This is a genomic window from Microcoleus sp. bin38.metabat.b11b12b14.051 (genome assembly GCF_013299165.1).
Lineage (GTDB): Bacteria > Cyanobacteriota > Cyanobacteriia > Cyanobacteriales > Microcoleaceae > Microcoleus.
This window is the reverse complement of the sequence record NZ_JAAFKD010000015.1, coordinates 1-26993: the sequence shown is the minus strand read 5'-3', so window position 1 is coordinate 26993 and position 26993 is coordinate 1. Positions and strand designations below refer to the sequence as shown.

35 protein-coding genes are annotated in these 26993 nt (G+C 46.2%); 13 read left to right on the top strand and 22 right to left on the bottom strand.

What is annotated here, in order from left to right; translation table 11 throughout:
• The first annotated feature begins 123 nt into the window (after positions 1 to 123).
• Positions 124 to 3495 (top strand): peptidoglycan DD-metalloendopeptidase family protein, encoded by a 3372-nt coding sequence (locus tag QZW47_RS17010; RefSeq protein WP_293128921.1) that lies wholly within the window; start codon positions 124 to 126, stop codon positions 3493 to 3495.
• Positions 3496 to 3588: 93 nt separating this feature from the next.
• Entirely contained in the window at positions 3589 to 3744 is a 156-nt protein-coding gene (locus QZW47_RS17005) for a hypothetical protein (RefSeq protein WP_293128919.1), read from the top strand.
• Between the two features lie 3 nt (positions 3745 to 3747).
• On the opposite strand, the gene QZW47_RS17000 is transcribed toward QZW47_RS17005, so the two are convergent.
• The 6 genes from QZW47_RS17000 to QZW47_RS16975 form a co-directional block, all read right to left on the bottom strand.
• Positions 3748 to 4068, bottom strand: a complete 321-nt coding sequence (locus tag QZW47_RS17000) for a type II toxin-antitoxin system RelE/ParE family toxin (protein ID WP_293128917.1) — start codon at positions 4066 to 4068, stop codon at positions 3748 to 3750.
• Positions 4065 to 4322 carry a type II toxin-antitoxin system ParD family antitoxin gene (locus tag QZW47_RS16995; protein ID WP_293128915.1) on the bottom strand — a complete coding sequence of 86 codons (258 nt, stop codon included), beginning with the start codon at positions 4320 to 4322 and terminating at the stop codon, positions 4065 to 4067. Before QZW47_RS16995 ends, QZW47_RS17000 begins: the two co-directional genes overlap by 4 nt.
• Positions 4323 to 4527: 205 nt before the next feature.
• The gene (locus QZW47_RS16990; protein WP_293128913.1) at positions 4528 to 4824 is read right to left on the bottom strand and encodes a DUF2442 domain-containing protein; all 297 of its coding nucleotides are present in this window, start codon (positions 4822 to 4824) and stop codon (positions 4528 to 4530) included.
• A gap of 12 nt (positions 4825 to 4836) precedes the next feature.
• A complete protein-coding gene (locus QZW47_RS16985) occupies positions 4837 to 5085 on the bottom strand; it encodes a DUF4160 domain-containing protein (RefSeq protein WP_293128911.1) in 249 nt (82 codons plus the stop codon).
• Positions 5086 to 5253: 168 nt separating this feature from the next.
• Positions 5254 to 5586, bottom strand: a complete 333-nt coding sequence (locus QZW47_RS16980) for a type II toxin-antitoxin system PemK/MazF family toxin (RefSeq protein ID WP_293128909.1) — start codon at positions 5584 to 5586, stop codon at positions 5254 to 5256.
• On the bottom strand, positions 5571 to 5765 hold the full coding sequence (locus QZW47_RS16975) for a hypothetical protein (RefSeq protein ID WP_293128907.1): 195 nt from the start codon (positions 5763 to 5765) through the stop codon (positions 5571 to 5573). Before QZW47_RS16975 ends, QZW47_RS16980 begins: the two co-directional genes overlap by 16 nt.
• Before the next feature lie 36 nt (positions 5766 to 5801).
• Between QZW47_RS16975 and QZW47_RS16970 the strand changes: the two genes are divergently transcribed.
• On the top strand, positions 5802 to 5948 hold the full coding sequence (locus tag QZW47_RS16970) for a hypothetical protein (protein ID WP_293128905.1): 147 nt from the start codon (positions 5802 to 5804) through the stop codon (positions 5946 to 5948).
• Here the strand turns inward: QZW47_RS16970 and QZW47_RS16965 are convergent.
• From QZW47_RS16965 to QZW47_RS16890, 16 genes are all read right to left on the bottom strand, one after another.
• Positions 5941 to 6156 carry a hypothetical protein gene (locus QZW47_RS16965; RefSeq protein WP_293128903.1) on the bottom strand — a complete coding sequence of 72 codons (216 nt, stop codon included), beginning with the start codon at positions 6154 to 6156 and terminating at the stop codon, positions 5941 to 5943. The two genes, QZW47_RS16970 and QZW47_RS16965, sit on opposite strands and share 8 nt — an antisense overlap.
• A complete protein-coding gene (locus QZW47_RS16960) occupies positions 6153 to 6497 on the bottom strand; it encodes a hypothetical protein (protein ID WP_293128901.1) in 345 nt (114 codons plus the stop codon). The genes QZW47_RS16965 and QZW47_RS16960 overlap by 4 nt, the downstream gene beginning before the upstream one ends.
• A 482-nt stretch (positions 6498 to 6979) precedes the next feature.
• On the bottom strand, positions 6980 to 7225 hold the full coding sequence (locus tag QZW47_RS16955; RefSeq protein ID WP_293128899.1) for a PIN domain-containing protein: 246 nt from the start codon (positions 7223 to 7225) through the stop codon (positions 6980 to 6982).
• A 122-nt stretch (positions 7226 to 7347) separates the two neighbouring features.
• A complete protein-coding gene (locus tag QZW47_RS16950; RefSeq protein WP_293128897.1) occupies positions 7348 to 7602 on the bottom strand; it encodes a type II toxin-antitoxin system ParD family antitoxin in 255 nt (84 codons plus the stop codon).
• A 722-nt stretch (positions 7603 to 8324) separates the two neighbouring features.
• The gene (dpdE, locus tag QZW47_RS16945) at positions 8325 to 11660 is read right to left on the bottom strand and encodes a protein DpdE (protein WP_293128895.1); all 3336 of its coding nucleotides are present in this window, start codon (positions 11658 to 11660) and stop codon (positions 8325 to 8327) included.
• Positions 11661 to 11862: 202 nt separating this feature from the next.
• The gene (locus QZW47_RS16940) at positions 11863 to 12534 is read right to left on the bottom strand and encodes a glutathione S-transferase (RefSeq protein WP_293128893.1); all 672 of its coding nucleotides are present in this window, start codon (positions 12532 to 12534) and stop codon (positions 11863 to 11865) included.
• A 514-nt stretch (positions 12535 to 13048) separates the two neighbouring features.
• Positions 13049 to 13996: a rhodanese-related sulfurtransferase gene (locus QZW47_RS16935; protein WP_293128891.1), complete on the bottom strand. Its 948-nt coding sequence runs from the start codon at positions 13994 to 13996 to the stop codon at positions 13049 to 13051.
• 783 nt (positions 13997 to 14779) lie between these two features.
• Entirely contained in the window at positions 14780 to 15457 is a 678-nt protein-coding gene (locus QZW47_RS16930) for a hypothetical protein (RefSeq protein ID WP_293128889.1), read from the bottom strand.
• A gap of 318 nt (positions 15458 to 15775) precedes the next feature.
• A complete protein-coding gene (locus QZW47_RS16925) occupies positions 15776 to 16219 on the bottom strand; it encodes a hypothetical protein (protein WP_293128887.1) in 444 nt (147 codons plus the stop codon).
• Between the two features lie 191 nt (positions 16220 to 16410).
• Positions 16411 to 16635 (bottom strand): hypothetical protein, encoded by a 225-nt coding sequence (locus tag QZW47_RS16920; RefSeq protein ID WP_293128885.1) that lies wholly within the window; start codon positions 16633 to 16635, stop codon positions 16411 to 16413.
• A gap of 60 nt (positions 16636 to 16695) precedes the next feature.
• Positions 16696 to 17001, bottom strand: coding sequence for a hypothetical protein (locus QZW47_RS16915; RefSeq protein ID WP_293128883.1), 306 nt, complete (start codon positions 16999 to 17001; stop codon positions 16696 to 16698).
• Between the two features lie 25 nt (positions 17002 to 17026).
• Positions 17027 to 17359: a hypothetical protein gene (locus QZW47_RS16910; RefSeq protein WP_293128881.1), complete on the bottom strand. Its 333-nt coding sequence runs from the start codon at positions 17357 to 17359 to the stop codon at positions 17027 to 17029.
• Entirely contained in the window at positions 17359 to 17757 is a 399-nt protein-coding gene (locus QZW47_RS16905; protein ID WP_293128879.1) for a hypothetical protein, read from the bottom strand. Before QZW47_RS16905 ends, QZW47_RS16910 begins: the two co-directional genes overlap by 1 nt.
• Positions 17754 to 18011, bottom strand: a complete 258-nt coding sequence (locus tag QZW47_RS16900; RefSeq protein WP_293128877.1) for a hypothetical protein — start codon at positions 18009 to 18011, stop codon at positions 17754 to 17756. Before QZW47_RS16900 ends, QZW47_RS16905 begins: the two co-directional genes overlap by 4 nt.
• Positions 18012 to 18336: 325 nt before the next feature.
• Complete coding sequence (locus tag QZW47_RS16895) at positions 18337 to 19263, bottom strand: hypothetical protein (RefSeq protein WP_293128875.1); 927 nt, start codon at positions 19261 to 19263, stop codon at positions 18337 to 18339.
• A 3-nt stretch (positions 19264 to 19266) separates the two neighbouring features.
• Positions 19267 to 19602 (bottom strand): hypothetical protein, encoded by a 336-nt coding sequence (locus QZW47_RS16890; RefSeq protein ID WP_293128873.1) that lies wholly within the window; start codon positions 19600 to 19602, stop codon positions 19267 to 19269.
• A 187-nt stretch (positions 19603 to 19789) separates the two neighbouring features.
• Between QZW47_RS16890 and QZW47_RS16885 the strand changes: the two genes are divergently transcribed.
• The 10 genes from QZW47_RS16885 to QZW47_RS16840 all read left to right on the top strand — a co-directional run.
• Positions 19790 to 19963 (top strand): hypothetical protein, encoded by a 174-nt coding sequence (locus QZW47_RS16885; RefSeq protein WP_293128871.1) that lies wholly within the window; start codon positions 19790 to 19792, stop codon positions 19961 to 19963.
• A gap of 323 nt (positions 19964 to 20286) precedes the next feature.
• Positions 20287 to 20622 (top strand): hypothetical protein, encoded by a 336-nt coding sequence (locus tag QZW47_RS16880; protein ID WP_293128869.1) that lies wholly within the window; start codon positions 20287 to 20289, stop codon positions 20620 to 20622.
• Positions 20623 to 20627: 5 nt separating this feature from the next.
• Positions 20628 to 21455 carry a hypothetical protein gene (locus tag QZW47_RS16875; RefSeq protein WP_293128867.1) on the top strand — a complete coding sequence of 276 codons (828 nt, stop codon included), beginning with the start codon at positions 20628 to 20630 and terminating at the stop codon, positions 21453 to 21455.
• A gap of 3 nt (positions 21456 to 21458) precedes the next feature.
• Positions 21459 to 21800: a hypothetical protein gene (locus tag QZW47_RS16870; protein WP_293128865.1), complete on the top strand. Its 342-nt coding sequence runs from the start codon at positions 21459 to 21461 to the stop codon at positions 21798 to 21800.
• Entirely contained in the window at positions 21801 to 22151 is a 351-nt protein-coding gene (locus QZW47_RS16865; RefSeq protein ID WP_293128864.1) for a hypothetical protein, read from the top strand.
• Positions 22152 to 22162: 11 nt separating this feature from the next.
• Positions 22163 to 22972 carry a hypothetical protein gene (locus QZW47_RS16860; protein ID WP_293128862.1) on the top strand — a complete coding sequence of 270 codons (810 nt, stop codon included), beginning with the start codon at positions 22163 to 22165 and terminating at the stop codon, positions 22970 to 22972.
• Positions 22972 to 23538 carry a hypothetical protein gene (locus QZW47_RS16855; RefSeq protein ID WP_293128860.1) on the top strand — a complete coding sequence of 189 codons (567 nt, stop codon included), beginning with the start codon at positions 22972 to 22974 and terminating at the stop codon, positions 23536 to 23538. Before QZW47_RS16860 ends, QZW47_RS16855 begins: the two co-directional genes overlap by 1 nt.
• 447 nt (positions 23539 to 23985) lie before the next feature.
• Positions 23986 to 24324, top strand: a complete 339-nt coding sequence (locus QZW47_RS16850) for a hypothetical protein (protein WP_293128858.1) — start codon at positions 23986 to 23988, stop codon at positions 24322 to 24324.
• Between the two features lie 11 nt (positions 24325 to 24335).
• Entirely contained in the window at positions 24336 to 24944 is a 609-nt protein-coding gene (locus QZW47_RS16845) for a hypothetical protein (RefSeq protein ID WP_293128856.1), read from the top strand.
• The coding region (locus tag QZW47_RS16840; protein WP_293128854.1) for a hypothetical protein at positions 24944 to 26993 on the top strand (2050 nt) is incomplete at its 3' end. The genes QZW47_RS16845 and QZW47_RS16840, both read left to right, overlap by 1 nt.

Sequence of the window (26993 nt, the reverse complement as noted above, 5' to 3'; positions counted from 1 at the left end):
ACAAACAGAATTTTTCACAATATTACTTACAGATTTTTGTCAAGTAAGAATTTTGGTTGAATGTGGGAGACATTCGATCGAGTTCTTGCGATAAAAATTCATATTAATCAAGGTGGAAAGATTATGGGTTGGCTAAATTTTGGCGACAAAAAACGCAAACAGGCTAAAGGTTTTGGGAATTCTCAGTCGGGGAAAAAGCGGAAACCGCGCCGAACTTTTGTGTTGGAAAGAATTGTGACTCCGAGTGCGGGTGTTGGGGGATGGCTGGATGATTTCGATCCGCTGCATCAGTTATTGGGTTCTTTGTCGCTACCTGATTTACATTTACCTAATTTTTTGGCGGATAGCGGTGTTTGTCCGATCGCCCCTTCTGCACCAACTAACAATCTACCGCCGCTGATTGATTTTGACCCGCTGGGTCTGTACCATGATGGGATTGCCACTCAATCACCTTACAATCCGGGTGGTGCGTTTGAGACTTTGCCGATCGCTCTAATTCCGATCGATCCGGGTTCGCCAAATCCGAAAGATCCGAATGCAATTCGGCAATTCCTAAATTTTCCGTTGGCTTCTCAGCCGTTGGTAGGATCGATCGATACTGGCGTCAATGCGAATAGTCCCTACTTTAATTACGCGAATATCAAGCAGGGCCGCGATTATGTGGGTGGGGATAATAATCCGTTGCTGAAGGCTGGAGAAGGCAGCGAGCACGGTACTTTTATGTTGGGGATTATTGACGCAATCAACAAGACTGCGCCGAAATGGGTGGGAAGGGCGATCGACTCTGGTAAGTGGGCTGATTCTTTGGTAGATTTTGTGGATGCTGCGAAGGCTTCTGGACAGAAAAATGCGATCGCCAATCTCAGTTTGGATTTGACTCAGAAGAATGCTGACGGGAGTGTGACGACGCGCTATGAGTTGACACCGCAAGAAAGAAGTGCGATCGAATATGCGCGTCAAAATGGTGTTTTGCTGGTAGCTGCGGCGGGTAATGATGGCGGCGTGATGTCGGTTCTGGGTCAAGCTTCCCAGGAGTTTGATAATATTATTACGGTTGGTGCTGGGGATATTAACGGGCGATCGATCTATTCTAGTTTTGGTCGTGGTTTGGATATTGTGGCTGACGGCGGCACGACTGAACACCCAGCTTTATCGACTGCGGGCGACGATTTGGGTACGATGGCGGGGACTTCGGTAGCGACGGCTAAGGTTTCGGGTGCAATTTCTTTGGTTTGGGCGGCGAATCCTGCTTTGAACTATCGCCAAGTCATTGATATTTTGGAGAAAACGGCGAGGGATTTGGGGACTCCCGGATGGGATGATGAGACGGGTTTTGGTTTCTTGAATACGTTGGCTGCGGTGGATTTGGCTAAGAAAACAATGCCGGAGGTTTATAAACCTAAAGCTTTCTTCCAACCGACAACTTGGGGCGGTGATGGGATAGTGACACCCAGTGAACGGGCTGTCAATATTGTGAATGAAAACTTTACTGCTTGGGTGGTATCGTCGAATGGGATTACTCTTCGCAATAGTCCGAATACGAGCGATCGAAGTAATTTCGCTGTGAAGTATGGCGATACTTTAACTTTTGATGGTTGGACTTACGGCGAACAGCTAAGTGATTTGACGACAGGGGCCGCAGATGCTTTGTGGTATCGCTTCCGATATAACGGCGGTACTTATTGGATGCCGAGTGCTTGGACAGGTGGCTATCCTGGAAGTAAGCCACCCTTACTTCCGCCGACACAGCAACCCCCACAACAACCCCCACAGCAACCAACTGCTAATACTGTGTACCTGTCTACCAGTAGCGGACAGATATTGCAGGTTAATACGGCGACGGGTGCACAAAATCCAATCTATCAAGGTCTCGCTTTTACTGATTTGGCGGTTGCTCCAAATGGGAAGCTTTACGGCTCTACTTTCTTTGATGGTTTGTATGAGATTAATCCCTCTACGGGTGCGGAACGATATGTCGGGCCCTTGGCGGGGGGAACTCTCAATTCTCTGACGTTTTCTCCTGATGGCCGACTCTACGGGGCCGATTATATAAATGGCAATTTGTTTCAGATTTCGCCTGATAATGGTCAGATGAATTTGATTGGCAATTTGGGCGGGCCTAGCAGTGGAGATTTGGTTTTCAACGGGGCTAATGAGATTTTTGCAACGCTTGGTAGTTCTAGTAGTCCGTTGAACGATCGCCTGGTTGCTTTCAATGTGGCGACGGGTACTGTTCGCAATATAGGCGATCTGGGTTCGCGGGAAGTGTACGGTTTGACGTTGGAAAATGGGCAACTGACGGCATATACTTCCGATCGCCGGAAACTTTCAATTGACCCAAACACGGCTAGAGCAACTGTTGTCGGTACAGTCTCTACCAACGGTTTGATCTGGGGGGCGGGAACCAAGCCTGCAACTGCATCGAGTCCTACAGATGATGTGCGTCAGAAGTTCTTGTATGCTGCTAGCCAGTATTCGCAAGTGGGTGCTGCTATTACTGGTGTTCAGGATCAGGGCGGCGGTGTCTTCCGGCAGGAATTTGAACGGGCGATTATGATCTGGAATGGTCAGCAGGTGACTGTTTATGAGACAAAAGGGCGATCGGTTTCGCCAACTTCGCCCTCTCCCAATCCTCAGCCTGTTAGTGGAAAAGGGGTTACAATTCGGACTGGGCAAACAGGAGATGAATTGGTTAACTTGGTTGACACAACTGCTTCTAAAGTCAATCAGCTTGAAAAAGAGTTGGATTCTCTCAAAAAAGAACTACCTGGTCTCTATAGTCGAACAATTCAGATACCGCTGGAAATTGGGAAATACAATCAAAAAATTTCCTCAAGCGAGTCTGAGCGGGATCAAAAGAAAGCCGATATGGAAAGGTATCGGAAATCTTGGTGGGTTGGGGATAGGTGGTATGCTGACCGTATTGAGGAAGAGATCAAAAAGCTAGAAAGCACTGTTATTGATCCACTCTATCAAGCCAAGACAAAACTGGAGGTAGAACTTTCTCAAGTCCAAGCCAGGATTAACACAATTAACAATCAAAAGCCACAGGAACTTAATGCTCTTCGTCAAGAGCTAGAAATTCTGAGGAGGCGTGAGAGAAAGGAGTTTGTAAGTCCGATGAAAACTACCTACACAATTAGCCAACTATATGGCGCGTCTGGCCACAATGCTACAGGCACACACTGGGGCATTGATCTTGCTCCTCCTAGTGGAACGAATCCGCCAGCCTATGCAGTGGCAGCAGGAAAGGTCATTTGGGCAGGATGGAAAGAAGGTGGTTTTGGCAATCTGGTGATCGTCGATCATGGTGATGGATTGACTACTCTCTATATGCATTTAGATTCCGTCAATGTCGCAGTAGGTCAAGAGATTCGACGCAGCCAGCAGATTGGAAGTGTTGGCACTACAGGCAACTCCTCTGGAGTTCATTTGCACTTTCAAGTTGAACAGGGTGGCAAACATCAAAATCCAAGCAATTACGTAATACTGTAAAGATGATATCATCTAGCGGTTGATCGCACTTTTTGACATCGAAAGGTCGAGATCCCTTGACAACTTTTTCTCAGGGAAGGACGATCGCTCTTTTTGACATCGAAAGGTCGATCGCCCTTAACTCCTGTTTCTCAGGGAAGGGCGATCGCACTTTTGACATCTTGCAATAGTCGATCGCCCTTTACGACTTTTTCACGCGCCAAGGGCGATCGCTCTTTTTGGCATCGAAAGGTCGATCGCAATTTCTAATAACTATTCTTCCTCTCCTAAAATCTCTGGAATATCGCGAGCAGCATGAAGTAGCCTTACAATCTCAATACATTCATCCCTTTCTACATAAAAAATTAGATGCTTGTCAAATCCCCTGACAGCCCACTTCCGCAAACCAACCAGACGCTGATTTTCAATATTATAAAGGCTACCAATACCAGGCATTTGTGCTAATTGTGAGAAAGTTTGCCTTGCCGCATCAAAGAATTTCAATGCAGCATCAAAATTATTTCCAGCGATATAAGCAAACTGTTCATCAAGGTCAACACTAGCCCTTGGTCTAATTACAATTCGTCTGGTCATGTCTTTTGTTTGCGAACTTTTTCAACAAGTTCACTGCGTTTTTGTTCCCACCACTCATCCGTTATCTCAATAGATTCACCACTATCTAACCCTTCCAATAGTAATGTCTCAAGTTGTATTTTTGCCACTCGTTCTAATTCTTGGCGAATCAAGTGTCGGATATATTCGCTGGTGGTACTGTACCCACCTTTGGCAACCTGTTCGCTGATAAATTCCCGCATCGATTCGGGCAGCGAGATGTTGAGTGTTGTCATAGTTTGTAAACCTTTACATCTCTAACTATTCAATTATGGCAAATATTGTCATTTTTTGTCAACTGCTGTTTAAGCTAAGCTAGGTAAGGCGATCGCTCTTTTTGACATCGAAAGGTCGAGATCCCTTGACTACTTTTTACAGGCGGCGGGATCGCTCTTTTTGACATGGAAAGGTCGATCGCCTAACAGTATCAGGCATTGTTTCTCAGTGAGCAACACGATGTATAGATTCAATGTATCGCTCAATTTCCTCATCAGTCAAACTGATTCCATTCTGCCAAAGTTCATACTCACTGAGATCGATGTCCTCATTCCAAATCAGTCCAAAACCACCCGGTTCAACTCTAAAACTCCTGAAAAATGCAGGATTGCATAACGGAGCAAACATGGGATTGTCTAATAATTTAGAAATATCATATTTGCGGATTTGAAGATTAGTAAACTTAACCATCAAGGTATTATCATCAATAGCTTTAGCCGAAACAATGCGCTCAGGTTTCATAAAAAATCACAGTTATTTTAACGGTGGAAGTTTACTAAATTCTTGGCTATTCCACATATCCAGCAGTTCTTTCTGGTACAACGCAGCCCATTCTAATACCAGCTTTTGGGCCCGATTCGGTAAATCTCCTTCAATAATGTCTAAAGACTCAATGCCGATCAAAGCATTGTACTCACCGTAAACTGCGTGAAAATGAGGAGGTGGGTGATCCCCAAAGAAAATTTTGATGATAATTCCGTAAAATCGTGCAACTTCTGGCATAAAGCTTCTCTAGACGACGGTATGAGGATTATTGTAGCCGAGGTAAGAGCACAATGACATTTTAGAGCGGATTTCCAGCGATCGCACTTTTAGCATCGAAAGGTCGATCGCACAACACAATCTAGTCAAACAGCATTTTGAACAGACGGAACGCTTGACAATAGAGAATTACTGCTGAATAATTTCAACGATTTTAGCGATCGCCTCGTTCAACTTCTCAGGCTTAAGCTTACCAGCTTTATAAAGTATAATTTCTCGGTCAGCCGTAAACAAGCGATTAGGTCTAATATTGCTAATTTGGTTAAGTCCGCCCTCGCTGAAATCACTACTTTCCAGAGTGATAGCATAGCGATCGGCGATTCTCTGGCTAGTAATTTGACAAAGAATTAGATCGTCTCCTGTCAAAGTTGCTATAACCAAAGCCGGTCGGCGCTTGGCTTGTGTTAAATCTGAAAATGGGAATGGAACAACTACCACATCACCTTTTACAAATTCTGCCATGCTTCATCCTCCTCTGACTTTAACCAGTCTTTTTGCAAAGCCGATTCACTGAGCAGGCTTGATTCTAACTTATTTTTATCATATTTTACTTTTAGAAATTGCAGAAAATCCCAAACTTCTTCTAATATAAATTCTGGAATATTATCCACTTCTTTAAGGAGCAATTCTTTAGCGTTCATGTCATTTACCCATAAAGACATAGTAACTGTTCATCTATGATAGCATCTTTGAGATTAGGATCGATCGCACTTTTAGCATCTTGCAATAGTCGATCGCCCTTTACGACTTTTTCTCAGGGAAGGGCGATCGCTCTTTTTGACATCAAAAGGTCGATCGCACTTTCCGCACAATCTATTATCTAGTTGACTGCAAAAAACTTGACTCTGCTTCAGCATCCTTAATCGACTGTCTCAAGCGTACCAAACGCTTTTGCCTGTTATTATTTTCTAACTGCATCGTGATATCTTCTAATTCCAGCGTAGCAGCTTCCATCGCTAAACGACTGTGGCGCAAAGATGCCAATAATCTCTTAGCTGTTTCTGGATCGGGAATGTGGGGTTGGCTAGTCATGGCAAGTTCCACTCCGTTTTCACTTCTTGAATACTCCGTTCCATTGCCGGAATTTCCCTTTGGATGCGTTCAATAGATTGGTTTACTAAGTTTAGCATATCAGGCGGAATCGTGGGTTGAGACTCAGCTATGCGTAACTGAAAATTAGACAACCGCGAAAACCAAGGTGCAGCACGTTCAGCCACGCTTTTGAGTTCATCCAAAAATGGGATCGTGTCATTCGTTTCTCCAAATAGTTCAAACAAGGTCAATTCTGCTGTTGTTGCTGCATCAATAATATCTAGTAACTGACGTTTTAAATTCCAGATGATTTCCGCAAGTTCATTGGGAAATTTTGCCATATTTCCACGTTCCTCATAGCTGCTTAATCATTGTAAATCTAATTGTGATTCACTTTTGATTTAATTTACCGTTAACGAAGGGAAACTAGACTACCTTGATAAAAATAGGGAAACGCGATCTATCTTAATTATAGCGACGGTTTTCACTCTTAGACGGGATCTCGCACTTTTGGTATCTTGCAATAGTTGAGATCCCTTTACAACTTTTTCACTCTTAGACGGGATCTCGCTCTTTTTGCATCTTGCAATAGTCGATCGCCCTTGACAATTTTTTCACTCTTAGACGGGATCTCGCTCTTTTTGACATCTTGCAATAGTCGATCGCTCTTAACAACTTTTTCTCAGGGAAAGGCGATCGCACTTTTGGTCTCTTGCAATAGTCGATCGCCATTTACAACTTTTTCACTCTTAGACGGGCGATAGCTTTTTTGGTATCGAAAGGTCGAGATCCCTTGAGTCTTGTTTTCCAGAAAGGGCGATCGCTACCAATTAATTACAGTTAAACTTGTTACCTTAGCAAACTCTCGATCGGCCGTCACCAAATTTGCTGAATTTTGGATTGCGATTGCCGCAATAACCGCATCCGGTAGTTTCAAGCGATATTGCTGGCGAATTTCAATAATTTTATCTATCAAAACAGCATCAATCGCCGCTAAACCAAGAACCTCCACTCGTTGCAGAAACTGCTCAAAAATCTGACGATCGTCTTGAGTTAGCCCAGGAAACACTAAAAACTCAATTTGACTAATAACTGAAACTCCCAGCCACTCAGCATCTTTAAGTAATTCTCAATCGTTGAATATTTCCTTGAAGCAGAGCCACGATAGCATTTGTATCTAACACATAGCGATTACCATTCATCGCGTAGATTCCTCTGCATTATTACCGCATCTCCCCGCCAAGTTAATCGTCCCACCAAATCAGAAAAGTCATAACTGGATTTCTGCTCTACCTCAGACGAACTCGGATTCAAAACTACTAAAACTTCCCGTTCTTTTAGCAATCGTAATGCAGCCAGTATAACTTCTGAAGCGGATGAATATCTACCATTTTTGACTGTTGACTGAACAAATTGCTCTAATTCAGGAGTTAAGGATATATTCATGATGTTGAGTCACCTATTTCAGTCAACTACTATAGGCATAATAACACAAAATATCACATTTCGTCATTCAACATCTTTCGCTATCAAAAGATGGCGCTAGTGATCTTTTGGTATCGAAACGTCGATATCCATTGACAACTTTTTCACAGGCGGCGGGCGATCCTCGTTCGAGGGCTTCGCTAACGCACTTTTGACATCTTCCAATAGTTGAGATCCCTTGACGACTTTTTCTCAGGGAAGGGATCTCGCAATTTTTGATATTCAAATTTCGAGATCCCTTGACAAATTTTTCACGGGCGGTGAGCGATTCAGGAAGAGGGATAGCTTCGATCGCGCGTACTTTTTCTGGTTTTGGTATCCGCTCAATAAGTTGCAGAAATTAGTAATTAGTAGGCATTTTTGAATTGATATTAAATGCAAAATATATCTGAAATTAAACGAAAAATATACGCATTTACTGGTTAATAACTTTTGCCTGACAAAATGTATTTCTCATCATAAATTAAATACAGCCCATTCCACTTTTATCAAATACAGCCGATCGATTAATCCGCGGATGACAGCGCATCCCAACCTCGGCTCGATCTGTACTTCACTTACTGGGAATGGGCTGTATGTGTAGCCAGCGATGCGCGCTGCACGTACAACCCCTTGTAGGGACACAGCACTGCTGTGTCCTCCAATTGTCTAAAATTACTGCGTACAATTAAGCAGATTTGAGATTATCCCTCATCCTCAGCTTTCACAGGAGCGCGCCCAGAAATCACAATAAATCCCACCGACTCAAGAGTCAGGTGCGGGCGGCGAATTCCCGCTAAAACCGCTTGATTTAACGCACTTTCCGTACTTATTTCCTCAGCCAAAACAGATTCTAAAAGCTGTTCCGATTTAGAAAGTCGGTTCAAACGTAATTGCAATTGATTCACCCGGTTTTCGAGTTGAATAGCAGCACTGACAGCGGAACTATTGCAGATTTCCCCAAAAGCCTGACGCCCGCGCAGCAATTCCTCAGATACTAGCCGCCCCTTTTGACAAAAATCATCCCAATCCAGCGGATCGACAAAACTGTCAATCAACGAAGTGCGATTTTTCGACAAATTGTAATCCCGATTCGGGCCGCCTTTTCCCTTGTAAGCCCGCTGCAAAATATTCATAAGTTCCGCATCTTCAACCAGAGACATCTGTTCGCTGCGAGCGTCTACATACACCGTTTCAAAAGTTGGCAGAAACAGAGCATCAACGCGCCGCTGCAAAGCTTTCAAGTTGTAATTGTCGATATTTTGTGCTTGCAAAACTTCAGCCGCAGGCTGCACATCAGTCTGGATAGAATAATTAAATTGGAAGCCGAACCACTCCTTACCTTCCGCAGCATCCCAGCTTTCATCATGACGCCACATTGCAAAAGCTTGACCCCGATCGTCCCAGCGAACATAAGCGCCCAGTGCATCGATTAATCCCTCTCCTGTTCGGTAAAGAACGACATCCGTATGTTGATGAGCAATGCGGCGGTTGTAGCTACCGTACTGCTGACAATAAGGAATCAATCGAGTTCTCAAATCGTTCGAGGGAATCAATGTTTTTTGAGTAGGTTGATAGCGCATCAACCCCGATATACTAGGGTGTTCGATTTGTTGGAAGTGGAGAGCTTGACAGATCCAACCTTCCGTCGCCCGCTGCATTTCTTTATGGCGAGCATCGCAGTTGTCGAGGGATTCAAAATATTGAGAGGCGGTGTCATCGAGAATATCAATTTCATCGAGAACATACTGTTCGTCTATTTTGATTTTCTCTTGTTCGATTTCTGTTTTAATCGATTCTAGTTGGCTGGATAAGCCCTTCGCTCCCTCAAGAAACAACTTTTCTTCAAGCTGGAGCAGTTTTTTGTCAGCATAAAACTGAAGGCTGGCTAGAGATTTGTTGAAGATATCAAACCCATCTTTTAACACTTGAAACCAAGCTTCGTGGGGACTCTCCGGCAGATCCGGGCCTGCAAACAAACAAAATTGTACTCCCATTTTGCTACCAATGCGATCGACTCTGCTGAGTCTTTGTTCTAGCTGGTTGGGAAACCACGGTAAATCGAAGTGAACTAGCCAATCAATAAATTGCAGGTTGACGCCTGTTTCTGCCGATCGATCGCACACTAAGATAAAACAGTGCGGCTCAGTCTTAAACCGCTTGAGACTGGCTTCCACATTATCCGCAGACTTGCTCGCGTCATGGCTGGCGATCGCCTTTTTACCAAAGATTTTAGCTAAATTTTCCGCAATCTCTTGACAAGTGGCGGTAAAACTCGTGAAAATCACAATTTTCGGGAAACGCTCGCCCGGAATCGGTCGTTTAATTTGCTGTTGAATTCTCGATAGCAAATCGCGAGGATTGCTGTGATACTCGCGCGGCACCTTCAAAGCAACTGCCAAAAATCGCAAAATGGCAATTCGTAACAAACTCGGTCGATCGAGTCCTTCTTGGGGCTTTGCTATCGCGTTGAGCAAGGTTTCCAGCAGTTCCCTTTCTTCGGGAAACAGTGCTGTTTTGGTCAAAATTGCCGTGTCGCTTTGTCCGAATTCGCGATCGAGCTCTGGAGTCGATTTTTTCTGCAACCGAGCTTTGATAACCGCTTCCAAAACATTCAGCCAAGTACCGGAAGCGCGGAAAAACAGCAGAAAAATTCTCTGATATTCGCTAGATTTCGGAGCAGCAGCGCGCCATTTATCGAGTACAGCTTGAATTTCAGACCACTGTTCGTCATTCAAATCGTACTCTGTTTTCGGAACAGTATCGCGATCGAAAATCACATCTTCCACCGCATCCCGGCGGTTGCGGAGCATTCGGCGGTGCAGGCGGTAGGTATCGCTAACGTGAGTGCGAATAGTTCTAACTAAGCGAGATTGTTCGGCAGTTTCTGCTATTTTCAAACATTTTTCTAACTCCTTTGCCAACCCCAGCAAATAATCATCTTTCGGCAACAAAGTGCGGAGTTCAGCTAGTTTTTGTTGCAAAACAGCAGGCTGTGTTGTTTCTCGGAAATCCAGCAACGCGCGACCGATTTCCTGACGGTTTTGGGCCTGTGCTTTAAAACTTTCGAGATCGTCAAGACGGTATGTTGTGGGGTCTAGCAAGTGCAGCATTGCCAGAAAATCTTGCTCGCGGCCAATGACTGGCGTTGCAGATAATAACAATAAGTTTTTGCTTTTGTCAGCGAGTTTCTGACAGAGTTCAAAGGATTGTTGCTGGTTGCGATCGCTCGAATGTGCCATTGCAGCAAGCTCGTGCGCTTCATCAACAATCAGAAAATCCAGATTAGCGTTGCGGCTAACTTGATTGATTTCGCTAAGGCCCACAAGCTGCACTCGATCGGCAAAATGAGACAAATAGAATTTATTTTCTAACTCTTGGCGCCACTGTTCGAGCAAATATTTGGGAACCACTACCACAGCGCGCCCGTTGGGATCGTCGAGCAAAAATTGGCGGAGAATTGTCCCGGCTTCTACGGTTTTTCCCAGTCCTGCTTCATCTGCCAACAAATAGCGCACGATCGGGTCTTCTAGGACGCGCCGCACGACTTCAACCTGGTGCGGGTAGAGGTCTATGTTCGCAGAGATTAACCCCGTCATACCGCGGCTGACGGCGCGCTGTTCGATCGCAGACTGCACAAATGCCAAGCGGCGATCGTGAAAATACGGGGTTTCTTGACCTTTGACTGCTAAAATGTCGATCGGATCGGCGATCGGGATATTGCAGCGAACGTAAAGCTCGGTTTCCACCGCTTGCAAACTTTGGCTGTCGGGGAGGTCAATTTCGTACTCTAACTTATCTTCATCCCAGTCATAAACTCGGCCAATTATCCACCTTTGGTGACTTGTGCTCCAGAGGTAGCAGCGAGTTTGTCGCTGAAGTCTGGCTTCTTGCAGCAAACCCAAGGGTACAGTTTTGCGGAAACGGTTTTTTACTGAGCAAAAATATTCGATTACGGCATCGGTGCGCGATACCTCAACGACTTTTCCGATTCCCAAATCATTTTTGGGCGATCGAACTAACGAACCAACATCAATCATAATTTCAGCCTGACAATATCTATTAGAATACACTAACGCCCGAGGGAATAGAATAACATTGGTTGGTAGTAAGGAATGCAAGTCCTATCTTGGATGCGGACTAAAGTCCGAACGATCAAACCCCCAGGTTGGTAGTGAGGAATGCAAGTCCTTTCCAATTCTAAGGACTTGCATTCCTCACTACCAACAGTTTAATAGGTAATTACGATCGCCCAAAAACAACGCCTGGATTCCCCGATTCCCATTGCGGGTATTTCTGCATCACACTGGCGTAAATTTCAGAGTCAGTGAAGGCTGTCAACCAAGCTTGTAGAGGATTCCAAGGCTGTTGGCTGAACCAATTTTTATCGGTATGGGCGAATTGACGGACAAAAGGTGCGATCGCCATATCGGCTAATGCTACATTATCACCAAACAAATATTTAGTCGCCCTTAACTTTACATTAAGTTTCTCCAGATATACAGCACCTTCATCCCGATGCACTTGAGCATCAACATTAGCATAACGCTCAGGGTATTTATAACGGTCAAGATGATATTTAAATCCATAATCAAATTGAGCGATAAGTTCCAGCATTTCTGCAACAGAACCTTCCTGTGGCCTCAACCATTTTTCAGGATCGTGTTGTTCCAATGCCCATAACATGATATCAATACTTTGAGCCAGTACGCGCCCCTCAACATCAATCAATATCGGTACCGTACCTTTCGGAGATACATCTAACATTTCTTGCGGTTTGTCTCGCAAAACAACTTCCCGCAACTCACACAGGCGATTGCTAACCATCAGCGCCAAGCGCGCGCGCATCGCATAGGGACAGCGGCGGAAGGAATATAAAATTGGGTATCTTCCTAACATATAGTAATTTGTCATTTGTCATTTGTCATTGTCATTTGTCATCAGGAGTAAGGCAGCCTTGAGAGTCAGAAACCGGGTTTCTTTTGAGATTTCACGCCACCCAACCAGATTTTTCAGAGAAACCCGGTTTCTTGGAGCTTAGTGCTCATACTAGAGGAATCAGAAACCGGGTTTCTTTTGAGATTTCACGCCACCCAACCAGATTTTTCAGAGAAACCCGGTTTCTTGGAGCCTAGCGCTCATACTAGAGGAATCAGAAACCGGGTTTCTTTCTAGATTTCACGCCACCCAACCAGATTTTTCAGAGAAACCCGGTTTCTTGGAGCCTAGCGCTCATACTAGAGGAATCAGAAACCGGGTTTCTTTCTAGATTTCACGCCACCCAGCGATATTTTTCAAAGAAACCCGGTTTCTTGGAGCTGAGTGCTCATACTAGAGGAATCAGAAACCGGGTTTCTTTCTAGATTTCACGCCACCCAGCGATATTTTTCAAAGAAACCCGGTTTCTTGGAGCCTAGCGCTCATACTATTAATCTATTCCACCATCGGGTTTTTCCTTCGCATCATAGCGGGCGCCGATATGTGGTTGATTGCGACGCTTAGCAAACTCAATCTGACGTTGCCGCTCGGATAAAGCTTGTTTTTTGGTTTCTGTTTTCGAGTCATGACAATGAGGACAACTCACGCCCAACACAAAAAATTCAGAAGCCCGATTTTCCTCACTAATCGGCTGGCGACAACCGCGACAAAGTTCGTAGTTACCAGGCTTTAAATCATGAACAACAGAAACCCGTTCATCAAAGACAAAACATTCACCTTCCCAACGACTTTCTGCTTCCGGTACAGTTTCCAAATATTTTAAAATCCCGCCTTCTAAATGATAGACTTCATTAAAGCCTTGAGAGCGCAAAAAAGCTGTAGATTTCTCGCAGCGAATGCCGCCGGTGCAAAACATTGCCACCTTGGGTTTATCGCGCAAAGCCTTTTCTTGCTGCACCCATTCAGGTAAGTCAGAAAAGCTTTTTGTTTTGGGATTGATAGCGCCTGAAAAAGTACCCATCGATACCTCGAAGTCGTTTCGTACATCAACGACTACAACATCAGGATCGTCCAGCAGCTTATTCCACTCATCGGGTTTGACATATTTGCCAGCCATGAGGGATGGATTAATATCCGGTACTCCCATGGTGACGATTTCCCGCTTCAAGCGGATTTTCAGGCGGTAAAACGGTGCTTTTTGTGAGAAAGATTCTTTGTGAACTAAATCGGCAAAACGCCGATCGCTACGCAAGAATTCTAGCACTGCGCGTACACCTTCAGATGAACCGGAAATAGTACCGTTGATGCCTTCTGTTGCCAGCAAGATAGTGCCTTTGACGTTGTTTTTGTTGCAACAATCTATTAGAGGTGCTTTCAGGTCGGCAAAATCTGGTAGTTCAACGAATTTATATAGTGCAGCGGTTAAGAAAGTAGCCATATATCGACTGGATAAGACTAATTAGAATTATGAAAATTAATTTTAAACGGACGGTGGGACTCGAACCCACGACGTTCAGCATGGGAAGCTGCAAGCACGACTCTGGAAACCCTATACTGGCAAAGGGTTTCACCCTCGGCACAGATGTTTGTTCCCAATTTTGTCTCCAATTTCTCTCCAAATTGCTAACATTCTCGCGTTGATTTTGACATTTTACCACGACCCAGACGCGTAGTACGGCGAAAAAAGGAGCGGTAGTTGTCCAGACTCGCAGTGGTAGGCTGCGCTTGCATTTGCCCCCGTAAATCTGGCGGGGGCAACTGCAAGTACCTGTACCTCAACCTGTCTGACACCCCTGAAAACTGGTAACTGGCACAAGCCAAAGCCCAACTGATTGAATCTGATATCAAGTTCGAGGGTTTTGACCCTATCCTCAAAAAGTACAAATCCCAAACTCACTAGACTGTCATTGAGACTGTCAAACTCAAACCTGAACAGACTTTGACTCAGTTGTTTCAGAGGTACTTGAAATTCAAAAAACCTGCTGTCAAGCCCACAATTTTTCACTATTTAGTGACCGTTCAAGCTTATATTGACCGCTGTCCATAGCAAACTTTGTCTGAGGATGATGCTTTGTAATTGCGCGCGTGGTTGCTTGGCGATACTACTAACATTAGGACAAAACGAGTCTTGAGTTACGTAAATGCAGCGATTGAATGGGGGATTAAATTTAAAATAATTAGTGGATTTCGCATCTCTCCGTTTAAAGGAATGCCTGCGGATTTACCAAATAAAATACAACTGGCAAAGTGACCCCGAACCGAACGCTTTTAGTGTGGAAGAAAAGGCTTTGGTATTAGAAGCCTTCAAGAACCATAAGGGGAATTGGAACCGTAGGTAGGTTGGAGGCGAGTAATTCCCAACCAAATCCTTAACATCAATTTCTAGTCCAGAAATCTGGCCTAACTGACGAAAGGCAAAACAAAATCGGCGGCGCTGACGAGAATTTGGTTTAGTTCGAGAAATAGCACTTAACAGAGTCTCAGTAGTAATTGGTTGGTCAGCAGGCAACAATCCAAATGGTCGCGCGTAGTCGGTCTTCCATGTAGTGACTGAAACCGTCTGGCGCTTCGACTCTTCAAATTTTTGTATCCAATTGGCGATCGTTTCAAGCTCACACTCCTTCTTACTTACATACAGGCTCCAAAGAAACTCCTTTGAGGCAAGCAGAACGCCTAACTTTCGGGATTCCTTCTCCGCAAAAGAAATTCCAGCAGGGCTTGCGTAAATCCCAAGGGCGATTTGTTGCTGATGAGAAACGACCTTACCGGAGTCGGTCTTTGGTGGGAGTGTTGCTTGTAGATACAGGCGATCACACCTTTGAACAATGGCCACCCCAGCTTTCGCCGCTCTTAATCGGCCGTTCGCCTGGTTGAGTCGCCCGCGTTCTAGATTTTCCACGGCATTAAACCTGCATTACCTTCTGTGTTTGATTATAGTTGATTGTACGTGATATACACTCTGTTACAATCCTGGAAACCTTGCAAATCCGTTGTTTCAGACCTTGAAAAACGCATAAAAATAAAGGCGGCACCCAGATTTGAACTGGGGGTGGAGGTTTTGCAGACCTCTGAGTCTAGATATGGAAATAGCACTACGCAAGAGTTCTGAGTTACTCAATCAGAACTTGGACTAAATATGGACTAAAATCGTACCACATCCCACACAAAAAAGCCCAAGAACTCCTGGGCGTTTTTTGCGATCGAACTCACAAGCGAGCTACTTATACCGAACAGTCAGCGGGAGATGTTCGACGCCCAAGGCCGCGATTTGTGAGAGGCGACGACAGAATCCCTGCCACCCTTCCAGATTCATTAATCCAATGCACCCAGCAGTACCGGGTAGATTCGCATCAAAATGGATTCCTAACTCTGCACGAATCTTGCTACCACTTACTACCGGATCAGGCGTGATGTGGTAAAACAATCCCTCAACGCCTCTAGTGTCCAGCCAATAGCCAAGGGTTGGAATCTGATATTTTTCCCCTGCCGGAATAGGCCCTTTTCCTCGCACCCATTCATCGCCATATCGCTGCCACCCGGCGCAGCCTGATGTCGCCCGATAGCGAATCACGCTTCCATCTGGGTAGGTTAAATTAAGAAGCCCTTCGAGCAAATTATTGCTGTTGGCTAAGGCCATTTCAAAAAGTAAAGAGTGTGCCATGTTTGTTCACAAACTAATTTCTTGGTGAAGGCGCTAACAGGCCGCCTAGTATTGAAAAAGATGCCACGCCTAGGGCAACTAACTGCTCTGGAACCACCCCAGAAGTAAAGGCTAGCCCTACCGTTCCGACGGAAAAAATAACAGCGCTAAGGCTAACAGAACCGACAACCATTCGATAAGAGAGTTTGTCACTAAAATCCCGTGTCGTCATTATCGTAATCCTTGTTCAATTCGTTAATCACGCCCTCGACAACACCACGGACTTGGTATCCGTAATTGACCGATAAAAATTTTTCCACATCATTCATGCGCCCCTGCAAAACCGCATTCAAACTCCGAACCGCATCAATTTTCTTTTGGTTAAGGACGAGCCTCCGCAACGTGCCTTGCCCGCTCTGCACAACATTTATATTCATAGCTAAGATGCTTACGGATGCAAGGATCACAGCAAGTAGCTCAATCTGTTTCTCCATTTTTCATCCTATCCTTGTATACATTGCGGGCAAAACACTCGCTGATTCAAAGCACAGCACGGCTGTCGGCACCGTGGTCACAAGAGCCTCATCAACCTGCAAGCATCGTGGGTTTTTCAACACCTCAACCTGATTCCATTCGCAAGCAAAATAGGAGTCTTTTTCGCCATCGTAAATACCCCATCGCCGGAGTCCAAAAGGTTTGGCTTGCCAATGCAGCAGGCAAAAGTTGCCTTGAAGGTTAAAACGTTGGATTATAGGATTGAAATTCAAGGCTAGTTTAAATTCTGGCAAGTGTTCGTAAGTCACCTCGAATTGCCCAGTCGAGCTTCTCTTAATTTTCTGAGACAGCATATATTCGTGCGTGAAAAGAGATACTCGGATTAATCAGTAGACGCATCGGGAATAAATCGTTACGATACAGTTTTGGGATTGGGATTAAGTCGATACTGTTGATCGTGTCGGGAAAATCAAGGCACAATCTTTCCAATAATGGGACAAATTGAAGCCTAGAAAACAAGGCGACAGCAACCTCTATGAATTCCCCAGTCTCTACGTATTCCCCAGTGGTATCGCTTTGGAAAATCAGGAAAACCGCATCAGAGAAATAGTCGGTGTAAGTCGGAGTTGCGGGCGGAACCTGACCGTCGAAAATGATTGTCAGCATCAGGAGGATTCACCATAATACGCCAGAGACAAAGGATTTCCAATCTGGGACTGAAAGCCTGCAATCTCTTGAATCTGCTCAATGTGACCAGGGTCGCCGGGAGCGTAAGGAATCACAACCTTAAAATTACTTTCCCCAGATAAATTGGTTTGCGAAGCAAAACAGGTGATTATGTGGCGAGGCTCGATTTTGCCGACTCTCTCTATTCCAGGGCTGTTAAAGCCAGTTACTTGCCTCGTTAATAAAGCGGGGGTGATTGGTGTCGAAAGTGAACCAGAGTCATCAAAATATTGCCTCTGATTAACAAGCCCCTCACCCCCATCATCCAATGAATAGCGGAGTTTTATGTCTACTCCCCTAATGGTTTTCCTGGTGCTGATTTTGCCAACACTGCTCACTCAGCGTCAACGCCAATGACGACAATATTTTCTACGCCGACCATCTCAGCCTCATTCAAAAAATCGGCAGCGGAGTCGGCATCGTCAAAAGACAATAAGTCGCACAAGTCCGGCTCGATCGTGTTAGTCTTAGCCTCTTTCAAGTCTATCCAGTTGATAGAGTTGCCTGACGCACGCCGGATTGATTGGTTGGCCCCAAAAAACGAAATAGTCCCATCCGAATTGCACTCGGTTTTGAGCAGAATAAATCTCATAAATTCCTCAAGCTTAATTGCACACGTTCTCCAATTCGCTGACTGGAGATTATTTCTGGATTTTGACTTATGTCATCCCAGAGTTCAAACCATTCTGAGCTTCCCGGAGAAAAGGGATACTGAATCTTGTGTTCGCCCCCGGAAGTGTCTACAAGCAGTGCTTCCCTTGGTTTGATAGTTGTCGGCAAAGCGCAAAATCCCGCGCCTTGCGAAGCATTGCTTTTGAAAATTGCGGGCAAAAAAGAATCTTTTGCAGAGACTGATAAGGAAACGAAAAAATAAGTTTTGCCCGCATCCGTAACGTAACTTGCCCGGTACAACATCCTTACGGAGTGGGAGCAGAGAGAGCCCCAGGATTCTTAGAGGAAAATCGCTTGTCCCACTCCCCTCGGTACCCCAAGCACATAGTGTGAGGCACGCTACGCAAAGCCAATCCGCAAGCCCTGATCAACTCAGGATTTCGGCTGCTCATGGGAACAAGTAATTCTGATTTAGCGATAGTAACCTCCGATTCCGCACCAGGCCCGTCACCATCTTTCTTGACAACCCTGCGGTTTTGGAGCATCACGACTCTGAACCGCCTATGATCAAAAGTTATTTGGCGGAACCCAGGGCATCTAGCGCTTGATGTGTTGACTGGACTGCCACTAGCTATCAAGCAGTTATTGATTGCGTCTGTATATTGGGCATAAGGGGCGTTCCCCGCCAAGTTCGTAGCCATTTTAAAGGCTTTGGAAGACATCTCAAATGGGCCGTCGGTTTCGTAATTCATGCTGCCCACGTAGGAAGTTTCCTTCTGCCCCGCAGGAGTATTGGCAATAGGAAGAGGTACCGCTGGTATGGTAGAAGTGGTAGTACCAGTACCTTCTATCAAATCCATAATATTCCGCCAAGTCTCGCCCTCAAGTGATACGCAAATAACCGGAGCAATTTGGCGTAATTGCGTTGCAATGGCAGCCGATGCTGCAACCAAGTTAGTTTTGTTGGGAACAGGAATGCTTACTGTTTTCCCCGCCTCAAACCAAAATTTGAGCTTCCGAGGAGTCCACGAGTACCCCTCTTCATCCTCACAGGGTACCCCCCTGGTATCGATCACGCTTCCGCCGACGGCCGCAATGATTGCGTTAATCATTGCATCGGTAGTGCCGTCAGGAATTTTAAATGTGTACTTGTAATTAAATGTTTGAGTCGGGCCTCCCCAGTCGGGGAGGTAATTGCTTCCTCGAAAGGTAATGCCTTCAGGTCTTGCCATATTTTAGACCTCGCTTGCTAGTTCAAGTGCTGTTGGCTGCAAGTCAAAAGCCAGATTGTAGGTTTGTCGCAAGGTGCCGGGGGCGACATTTACTCCAGAGGCGATCGACGGATTGGGTTTCGCCACGGTAGCCTTCGTCGGTCTCGCCGTTGGGGCTAGCGATGCTAGTTGGCTGTGGGTGCGATCGACAATTTGCCGAATTAACTCCATCCCGTTCCCTGTGGCGGCATTTGCTTCGGCTGCGGTGAGACCGGGGAGAGCAGCGAGAGGGATGCGAATTTCGTTTGTAGTGATATCGAATGTATAGCCTGCGAAGATTTCGCTTGGTGAGACTTGCATGATTGAGGTTGTTTGTTGACCCTTAAAGCCTAACTAAAAGTCGTGTCTACGTCCGTTTTTTGGAGCGAAAATTGCTCGTCGGGTTTAAAGGTAAAAGCAAAGCGACGACACTTCGCAGACCCTTGCAACAGGCGAGGTAAGTGCATAAAATAAAGAAAGCAATAAAGAAATAAATAAATACAGCAAAATGAACACAGGTAAAATTCAAATGACTGTCGCGATTAGTGCGGACGTTCACAACCAGCTAAAAATAGCCAGCGTCCAAAGGAAAAGAAAAATGTGGGAAATCGTGCAGGACTGCATAGAGGCATACTTGCAGCAGCACTGTAACCAGCCAACCAATGAAGAAACAAAGAAATAAAGAAATAAAGAAATATTTTTAACTGTATAAACAGTTGTTGCAAGTCCGCACATAGCGGGCTTTTTTTTTATTATTAATGAATGTAACGACCGTATGTAGGTGAAAAGAAGGGACGGGAAAAACAACCGCACGTATTACCCAGCTACGCGATACGGTTCGGCGGGGACACAAGTTGATCCGCCTCCTTGCATACCACTCAAAGATTACTGCGCCAAGTATTTTCTAAGCAAATCCCAGGTACTGCGTTTCCTTAGAAAAAGAGTGCTTTGCGCCGTAACTTTCAGGAAGAAAATATTCATCATAGATTCACAGCCGGAGGATTAATGGCCGCGATTTATAATCTCAATCCCACGCAGCAACAGCAGCCACCGCAAGCTCGACAAGCGAAAACCACTACGGCAACCGCGATTACAACAACGGCATCGGTAGCTTTGGCGGCGAATGCGAACAGAGCGAACTATTCGCTTTTCAATGCGGGGCCGGGAACGGTGCTTTTCCGAGAAGGGACTACGGTCACTTCAGCGGCTTACGAGGTAGCAATTCCGGCAGGATTTCACTGGAATTCGGAGCCGAGTAATTATCGATATACGGGTGCAATTAGCTTAATAACCACAGCGGGGACGGCAAGTGTGATGGTTTCCGAATCCATTATTAGCTAGTAAAAATGGGAACATTAAGCAACCTGAATGGAATTACAGAGCCACAAATTCCGGCAAGTATCGCGAGAGATACAGAAGTGGCAAATGCGATCGCAAATCACGTCGCTGCCACCGACCCACATCCCATTTACCTCACGCAAGCTGAGGGGGACGGGCGATACAGGCAAAGCGCCGTAGCACTCGTTGATGCCGATATTCCGGCTGCTATCGCAAGAGATTCAGAGGTGACAAGTGCGATCGCCTCTCATGTTGCTGCTGCCGATCCGCATCCTACTTACCTCACACAAACCGAGGGGGACGGGCGATACAGGCAGAGCACTGTAGCTCTTGTTGATGCCGATATTCCGGCTGCTATCGCAAGAGATTCAGAGGTGACAAGTGCGATCGCCTCTCATGTTGCTGCTGCCGATCCGCATCCTACTTACCTCACACAAACTGAGGGGGACGGGCGATACAGGCAGAGCACTGTAGCTCTTGTTGATGCCGATATTCCGGCTGGTGTGGCAAGAGATTCAGAGGTGACAAGTGCGATAGGAGCTCACGAAATTAAGTTTCATGCTGTCAGATCGACCTTGTTAACCGGAGTTGTTGCGGCCATCGGCGTGGAATCGAATATTTCGCTGGGGTCTATTGCGCCCGAGAAAGTAATCGGGCTTTTCGCTCAAGTCAGGGAAACTTTAGGTACTTCGGGAACCCGATTCATTTTCGTTGGGGGTGGTGGCTGGTTCGCCAACACCCCTCGAATCGTAAACACCTTTATTGGGATTCCCGCTGTATCAGCTTCCCAGTTAGTAGGGCTACCAATAAATGTAATTGTCTGGCATGGAGCTTGATAGATGCCTAGCGAACCATTATTTACCAATTTTTTCGGCGCAGGCGCCACTCAAACCGCCACTCAAATCATCATCCTAAAAAGTGATTTGGTTGCGCCAACAGGCCTCACTCCGAGCTACGAGTTCACCCCGGCAGCCGAGAATCGCAGCGAGCAATCAGCACTAGCACTCGTGCTGAGATGGCTGAGGAATCAAGACCAATCATCCGATTCACAATTCGTGATCCAATCATTCGAGCAAAGTCTCGAATTCCGATTTAACAAGTGGCAGCGAAAGTATATTTCCCAAATAGAGATATACCAGGATGACACAATATCAACGCTCCCAAACCCCAACTTAATCTAAATGGCAATAGACAAACCGCTGACCGCGTTTTTCGGGAATGGAGCAACACAAACCGCTACGGGCGTAACCTTTGTAAAGGCGGATTTGATAAGCACAAGAAACCCTGTCGCTTTCACGCCGCTGGCTCCGATCGCAGTTAACACCTCGGAATCAATCTTCACAGCACTATTCCTGCGTATTTGGGAAAACCAAGATACAAGCCAAGATAGCCAGCTAGCAATTTTTGGGCCAGAAGTTTCCCTCGTAGAGGTCGTCTCAGACGGCATCGCCCGTCCATTCGAGCAGTACATCTTTCAAGTTCGGATACTCGTCAGGAAAGGACAATCCATGCCCAATCCAAATTTAGTATAGGAGAGTAAAAAATGGCAGCAGGAGCTTTTACGAACCAGCCTCGGGTAACACCAATCTACAACCCGCAACAAGCAGCTCAATTAGGCAAGGGGGACTTCAGTTCGCTTAATGGTGCTCCTGGAGCGCAAGGTGGATACGGTGGTGGAGCTGGTGGCGTCCCTGGAGGCCAAGGTGGATCTGGTGGTGGCGGAAACACTTACCTCCTTGGTGGCGGAATGGGCTACACCACGGTTTATGCAACCGTCAAATCCGGTCAGCCAATTATTATCAACCCAGAGACAGGGAAACCCTACCCACCTGGCTACATCCCCGAAATCCAAGACCCAAGCACCCATGAAGAATGGAGACCAGGGGACTCTCTAGCAGATTCGCAAAAACTTGCTGACGCAGCACTAGCAGAGAAAAAGCGAGAAGGGATAGAAATATTTATTAGACCCTTTGAAGAGAAAGTCAGCGAAGACCTCACCAATCTAAAAGCCGGAGCTGGTAACGCATTTGTTAACACAGCGAGGAAAGGCGCTGAGTTACTATACGGGAAGGACAACAAAACGCTCAAAGAAATCCAGGGGCGAATAGGAACAGCGGGGGAGCAAGCCATAAAACAAGCCCCTCAGGTCGCCCAAAGCGCGCTAACAACGGGTTTGAAGTTGGCAGGGCAAGCCGGACAAGCCACTCAAAACGCATTTAGCTCCGGGCAACCCAGAGCAGGTGAGGCGCAAATCTCTGTTGCTCCAGAGCGTCCCGCAGCCAGTTTTTCTCAAGGAACTTCCAGTCAAGCTCCTGCCACGGGAACACCTTCAGCTAGATTCAAGAGGAATTAATGGCTATCGATATGCCGGACAGAATCGCGCAAGTTGCGGCGAGAATGACGGCTGCAACGCCAAACCAAGAGGCTGTTCTGTACACGCCGAGTACGGCATCTGTACTCAGTGAGCCCATTAACTACCAAGGGTACATGGCAGTGATTCGATGTGCCGCCTACATCGATTCACTGACGGAAACTTGGGTGCCGATCGACGACCCTGCGGACACAACGGCGAGACGCGAACAAAAGGCGCAACTATTTCGCAGCAACCCCAAAAAAGGACTGCAAATATTATTGAGAAGTCCAACTAATCAAGATTTTGAAGTTGGACTGATCGACATATTTAATGTCAAACCAATATTTCTAACAGGAGCAAACGAATACTTTACCGACCTAGAATTTTACGGCGTCAGCTTCGGATGGAAAATAATAGCGAAGATGGTTGACCGGGGACACGGACTACTAGCCAACAACACAGGAGCGACGCAACAAAATGACTGGATTTCAATCACGGGATTTGTTGTGGAAAAGTCATCCTTCTTGCAAGACCACAACAACGTTGTCTACAATTACGTCACCTAGACTACGCAGGATGTACGCGCCGTTAGAGTTTATGCAAAGATCGCAAATCCGCGCATTTAATTACACACTCAAACCTCTAAGAAGGAGGCGATATGAGTAGGATTTCAGATTGCTCGAACAATCTCAACGGGCCGATAGGAAACACAGCAATAGAAACGCTTGGCGAGGAATCGTGCCAAACAATCACTGTTAGCGCTAGCGCAACAACTCTCGCCAGTGCAAACGAGAATCGCCGAATACTCAAGATTTATATACAATCAGTATCTGCTCCGAATACCGAAGTTTGGATCAGGCATGGGTTCGCGGCGACAACTTCAAATACCGCGCACCCACTTCTCAACCGATACTTGCTAATTGAAGATGGGGGCGAGATTAAAGGAAATGTAACGGCTGTTTCTATCGGCGGAACAGCGCAAGTGAGAGTTTGCACCGTCAATAGGATTTAGTATGAAACGAAACACATTTTCACCCGAGGGAGCTATCAGGCGATCGCGATCGATAACCAATGTACTTTCGCTTCAAAATATAGTCACGCCGAACAATTCGTATAGAGGGATTGGTTATGGAGCGGAGGCGAGTGTCATCGATCAAGGCAGGAGGAAGGTATTTAAAGGGATTGAAAAAATGAATGATTCTTTTCGAGCCTTTCGGGAATACCAGCAACAGGGATGGGGAGGTAGCGAGACGAGAACACCCAGACCCGCTCCTCAATTGCCACCCCCAACAACCGCAGCATTGCCTCCGGGGCAAGTAACCGCATCACAGATTGATGCAGCAATGAATTAAACAAATAAAATATGAGCTGCGACAACATTTCCGTGACACTTCATTACAACTGGGAGGGTGAATGGGATACCGAACCTATTGCTTACCGTCGGCGAAGTATTGTTACAAACACTATAGTCAACGGTCGCATCACTAAAGTTGTTGTCGGTAGCGCAATTTCTTGGGAATCAGGTTTTGAGAATGAAATATACAGTACATTCCCTATTTTTTCGACACTGGGAGCATGGCACGAACACTGTACAGAACACTCTATTTGCAACGGGCCTAACTTCGATTATTTCACGGTCGATCCTGAAACTAGAGGTAGATGCTTCGGTGCAACACCTGCCGCTCCATCCGCCCCGTTTCTCAGTGGCGCGTCTTCTCCACCACCAAAAAGGAAAAAAGAAATGTGTTGTCCGTGCGACGTAATCGCGACGATGATCGAACGAACCATGGCGGAAAAAGCCCGCCAGTCAGAAATTATAAAAGATCACATAGACCAGAGATTTATTGAGGCTTTGAAAAACATAAATCAGCAGCTTGGAGCGATCGACATCGACCTCGATCTCGATCCAGTTATCAAGGAAATCAGGCAAGTCCGAACCGACCTGTGGAACGGCCTCGGAGGACAGGAGTAATGCCAGCACCCGCTCTTGCAATTCCTTTGATACCGATCGTCATCAAGGCAAAAGTTGCTGCTGGGGCGGCGCTCGGAACGAAGGCGGCCGTCGGTGTTGCCACCGCGACAAAAACAGCGGGTGGCATCGGTGTGGTAGCGGCAACAGCGGCACCGATCGTCCCAGCAGCAAAAGTGGCCGCCACCGGCTCTGTCGGGGCTAAAGTCGCACAAGTCGTAGCAAGCGCGCCAACCGGATTGAAGCCAGCCGCTCCAGGCGCGGCCAGAATCGCTTACGGCGCGGGACAAGCTCTCGGAAATTTAGGCAGGCAAGGACTCGGCGCACTGGGAGCAATAGGAGCGAAAGTGGTCGCGGGCGTCAGCCTCCAGACCCCCACAACAGGGATAAGTGACCCCAGAGACAATGCAAATTTTAATCCGGCAACGGCAGCAAGTCGAACCAAGCCGGCTCCCATTCTTCAGCCTTCGTCCTCGCCAGAAATAGATTTTGGTAGCGGCATCGGAAGGGCAGATCCGTTATCTCCTTCGGGAAATCCGCGATCGCCCGTAATGCCACAAATCAAATCGCCGGAGAAACCTAGCCCCAGAGCCCCATTAACTCCAGGAGGAAAAGCAGCAGGGCGCATAAATATTGCGCCAATCTCAGCAGATACCTCGGCGATAGCCAGACCAAAATCACTAGATCAGGTCTCAGAAGGTGGCGTAAACTTATTAACTCCGATTGTAAATTTCCTGAAAAAACTAGACCTAGATATTGAAGGATTGAAGTTACTAATCCAGGAATCACAGCCAGATTTCAAGCCGTTACTACAAGAAATTTCAAAACTGGTAACACCTCTTGCAGGAATGATTGCAGCCATCCCAGAAACCTTTAAAAATGGGATTGTTGATCCGATCATGAAAAATGTCGTGGAATTGTTAGTTCCGATCGCAGAGATAACGGCTCTCAGTACAGAAACCTCCGCAAAAACTCCGCGAGTCACCACAGAAGGTGTCGCAGAACTGTTAGGGCCTATCTTATTAGGGATAACCTTAATAGGCGCGGCTGTGGAAGGATTGGCAAAAGCTATGAGCGGATTGTCCTTAAAAACAGCCGTCGCAATCCCTCAAGGCATGGCTGTTAGCGCTCAAATTCCTCAAGGCATGGCTGTTAGCGCTCAAATTCCTCAAGGCATGGCTGCCACCGCCCAAATTCCTATGGGATTAGCCGCCACCGCCCAAATTCCTATAGGATTAGCTGCCACTGCTCAAATACCACTAGGGTTGGCTGCAACCGCTCAAATACCACAGAGCCAACAAGTGCTCGCCGTCCTTCCGCAAACAATCAGTCTGCCACAAACAATCACCACTACAGCAACAGCAGACTTGACCTCCATAGACACGCAACTAGAAAAGCTTCTCAAAACAGCAGAAAAGACGAAAGAAGATATTGACAAATGCTGCAAAGATATCAAGGACAAACTCAAGAAAAAGAAAAAGGAGGATGACGACAGATTCCCGGAATTCAAGAATAACGGATTCATTGAATGTGACGGCGCTACCATCCCTTACAACTACGCTGGCGAAGGGCTGAAGGGATTGTATGAGCAGCAAAATGTAATTCTGGGTATCAACAAAATGATGCTCAAGAAAGTTTGCGACATAGAATTCCCGCTGATAGAAGGTGGCGGAACTTACGTGTGTGACGAAACTTTCGGCACTTACAATTACTCTGGTGTTGGACTGTTGGGACTGCAAAACCAAATTGACAGGGTGCTGGACTTCAACAAGAAAATCTTGGATGAGGTTTGCGACATAGAAGTGCCTGCATTCACTTTCCCAGATATCTTTGGTGGTGGAACTTATGTGTGTGACGAAACTTTCGGCACTTACAATTACTCCGGGGTTGGACTGTTGGGACTGCAAAGTCAAATTGACAGGGTGCTGGACTTCAACAAGAAAATCTTGGATGAGGTTTGCGACATAGAAGTGCCTGCATTCACTTTCCCAGATATCTTTGGCGGTGGAACTTATGTGTGTGACGAAACTTTCGGCACTTACAATTACTCTG

Coding starts and splice junctions, on each gene's coding strand:
- QZW47_RS17010 (WP_293128921.1), top strand. CDS start 124: ATGGGTTGGCTAAATTTTGGCGACAAAAAACGCAAACAGGCTAAAGGT.
- QZW47_RS17000 (WP_293128917.1), bottom strand. CDS start 4,068: ATGACCAGACGAATTGTAATTAGACCAAGGGCTAGTGTTGACCTTGAT.
- QZW47_RS16995 (WP_293128915.1), bottom strand. CDS start 4,322: ATGACAACACTCAACATCTCGCTGCCCGAATCGATGCGGGAATTTATC.
- QZW47_RS16990 (WP_293128913.1), bottom strand. CDS start 4,824: ATGAAACCTGAGCGCATTGTTTCGGCTAAAGCTATTGATGATAATACC.
- QZW47_RS16985 (WP_293128911.1), bottom strand. CDS start 5,085: ATGCCAGAAGTTGCACGATTTTACGGAATTATCATCAAAATTTTCTTT.
- QZW47_RS16980 (WP_293128909.1), bottom strand. CDS start 5,586: ATGGCAGAATTTGTAAAAGGTGATGTGGTAGTTGTTCCATTCCCATTT.
- QZW47_RS16975 (WP_293128907.1), bottom strand. CDS start 5,765: ATGAACGCTAAAGAATTGCTCCTTAAAGAAGTGGATAATATTCCAGAA.
- QZW47_RS16970 (WP_293128905.1), top strand. CDS start 5,802: ATGATAGCATCTTTGAGATTAGGATCGATCGCACTTTTAGCATCTTGC.
- QZW47_RS16965 (WP_293128903.1), bottom strand. CDS start 6,156: ATGACTAGCCAACCCCACATTCCCGATCCAGAAACAGCTAAGAGATTA.
- QZW47_RS16960 (WP_293128901.1), bottom strand. CDS start 6,497: ATGGCAAAATTTCCCAATGAACTTGCGGAAATCATCTGGAATTTAAAA.
- QZW47_RS16950 (WP_293128897.1), bottom strand. CDS start 7,602: ATGAATATATCCTTAACTCCTGAATTAGAGCAATTTGTTCAGTCAACA.
- dpdE (WP_293128895.1), bottom strand. CDS start 11,660: ATGATTGATGTTGGTTCGTTAGTTCGATCGCCCAAAAATGATTTGGGA.
- QZW47_RS16940 (WP_293128893.1), bottom strand. CDS start 12,534: ATGACAAATTACTATATGTTAGGAAGATACCCAATTTTATATTCCTTC.
- QZW47_RS16935 (WP_293128891.1), bottom strand. CDS start 13,996: ATGGCTACTTTCTTAACCGCTGCACTATATAAATTCGTTGAACTACCA.
- QZW47_RS16925 (WP_293128887.1), bottom strand. CDS start 16,219: ATGGCACACTCTTTACTTTTTGAAATGGCCTTAGCCAACAGCAATAAT.
- QZW47_RS16920 (WP_293128885.1), bottom strand. CDS start 16,635: ATGAATATAAATGTTGTGCAGAGCGGGCAAGGCACGTTGCGGAGGCTC.
- QZW47_RS16910 (WP_293128881.1), bottom strand. CDS start 17,359: ATGCTGACAATCATTTTCGACGGTCAGGTTCCGCCCGCAACTCCGACT.
- QZW47_RS16900 (WP_293128877.1), bottom strand. CDS start 18,011: ATGAGATTTATTCTGCTCAAAACCGAGTGCAATTCGGATGGGACTATT.
- QZW47_RS16895 (WP_293128875.1), bottom strand. CDS start 19,263: ATGGCAAGACCTGAAGGCATTACCTTTCGAGGAAGCAATTACCTCCCC.
- QZW47_RS16890 (WP_293128873.1), bottom strand. CDS start 19,602: ATGCAAGTCTCACCAAGCGAAATCTTCGCAGGCTATACATTCGATATC.
- QZW47_RS16885 (WP_293128871.1), top strand. CDS start 19,790: ATGAACACAGGTAAAATTCAAATGACTGTCGCGATTAGTGCGGACGTT.
- QZW47_RS16880 (WP_293128869.1), top strand. CDS start 20,287: ATGGCCGCGATTTATAATCTCAATCCCACGCAGCAACAGCAGCCACCG.
- QZW47_RS16875 (WP_293128867.1), top strand. CDS start 20,628: ATGGGAACATTAAGCAACCTGAATGGAATTACAGAGCCACAAATTCCG.
- QZW47_RS16870 (WP_293128865.1), top strand. CDS start 21,459: ATGCCTAGCGAACCATTATTTACCAATTTTTTCGGCGCAGGCGCCACT.
- QZW47_RS16865 (WP_293128864.1), top strand. CDS start 21,801: ATGGCAATAGACAAACCGCTGACCGCGTTTTTCGGGAATGGAGCAACA.
- QZW47_RS16860 (WP_293128862.1), top strand. CDS start 22,163: ATGGCAGCAGGAGCTTTTACGAACCAGCCTCGGGTAACACCAATCTAC.
- QZW47_RS16855 (WP_293128860.1), top strand. CDS start 22,972: ATGGCTATCGATATGCCGGACAGAATCGCGCAAGTTGCGGCGAGAATG.
- QZW47_RS16850 (WP_293128858.1), top strand. CDS start 23,986: ATGAAACGAAACACATTTTCACCCGAGGGAGCTATCAGGCGATCGCGA.
- QZW47_RS16845 (WP_293128856.1), top strand. CDS start 24,336: ATGAGCTGCGACAACATTTCCGTGACACTTCATTACAACTGGGAGGGT.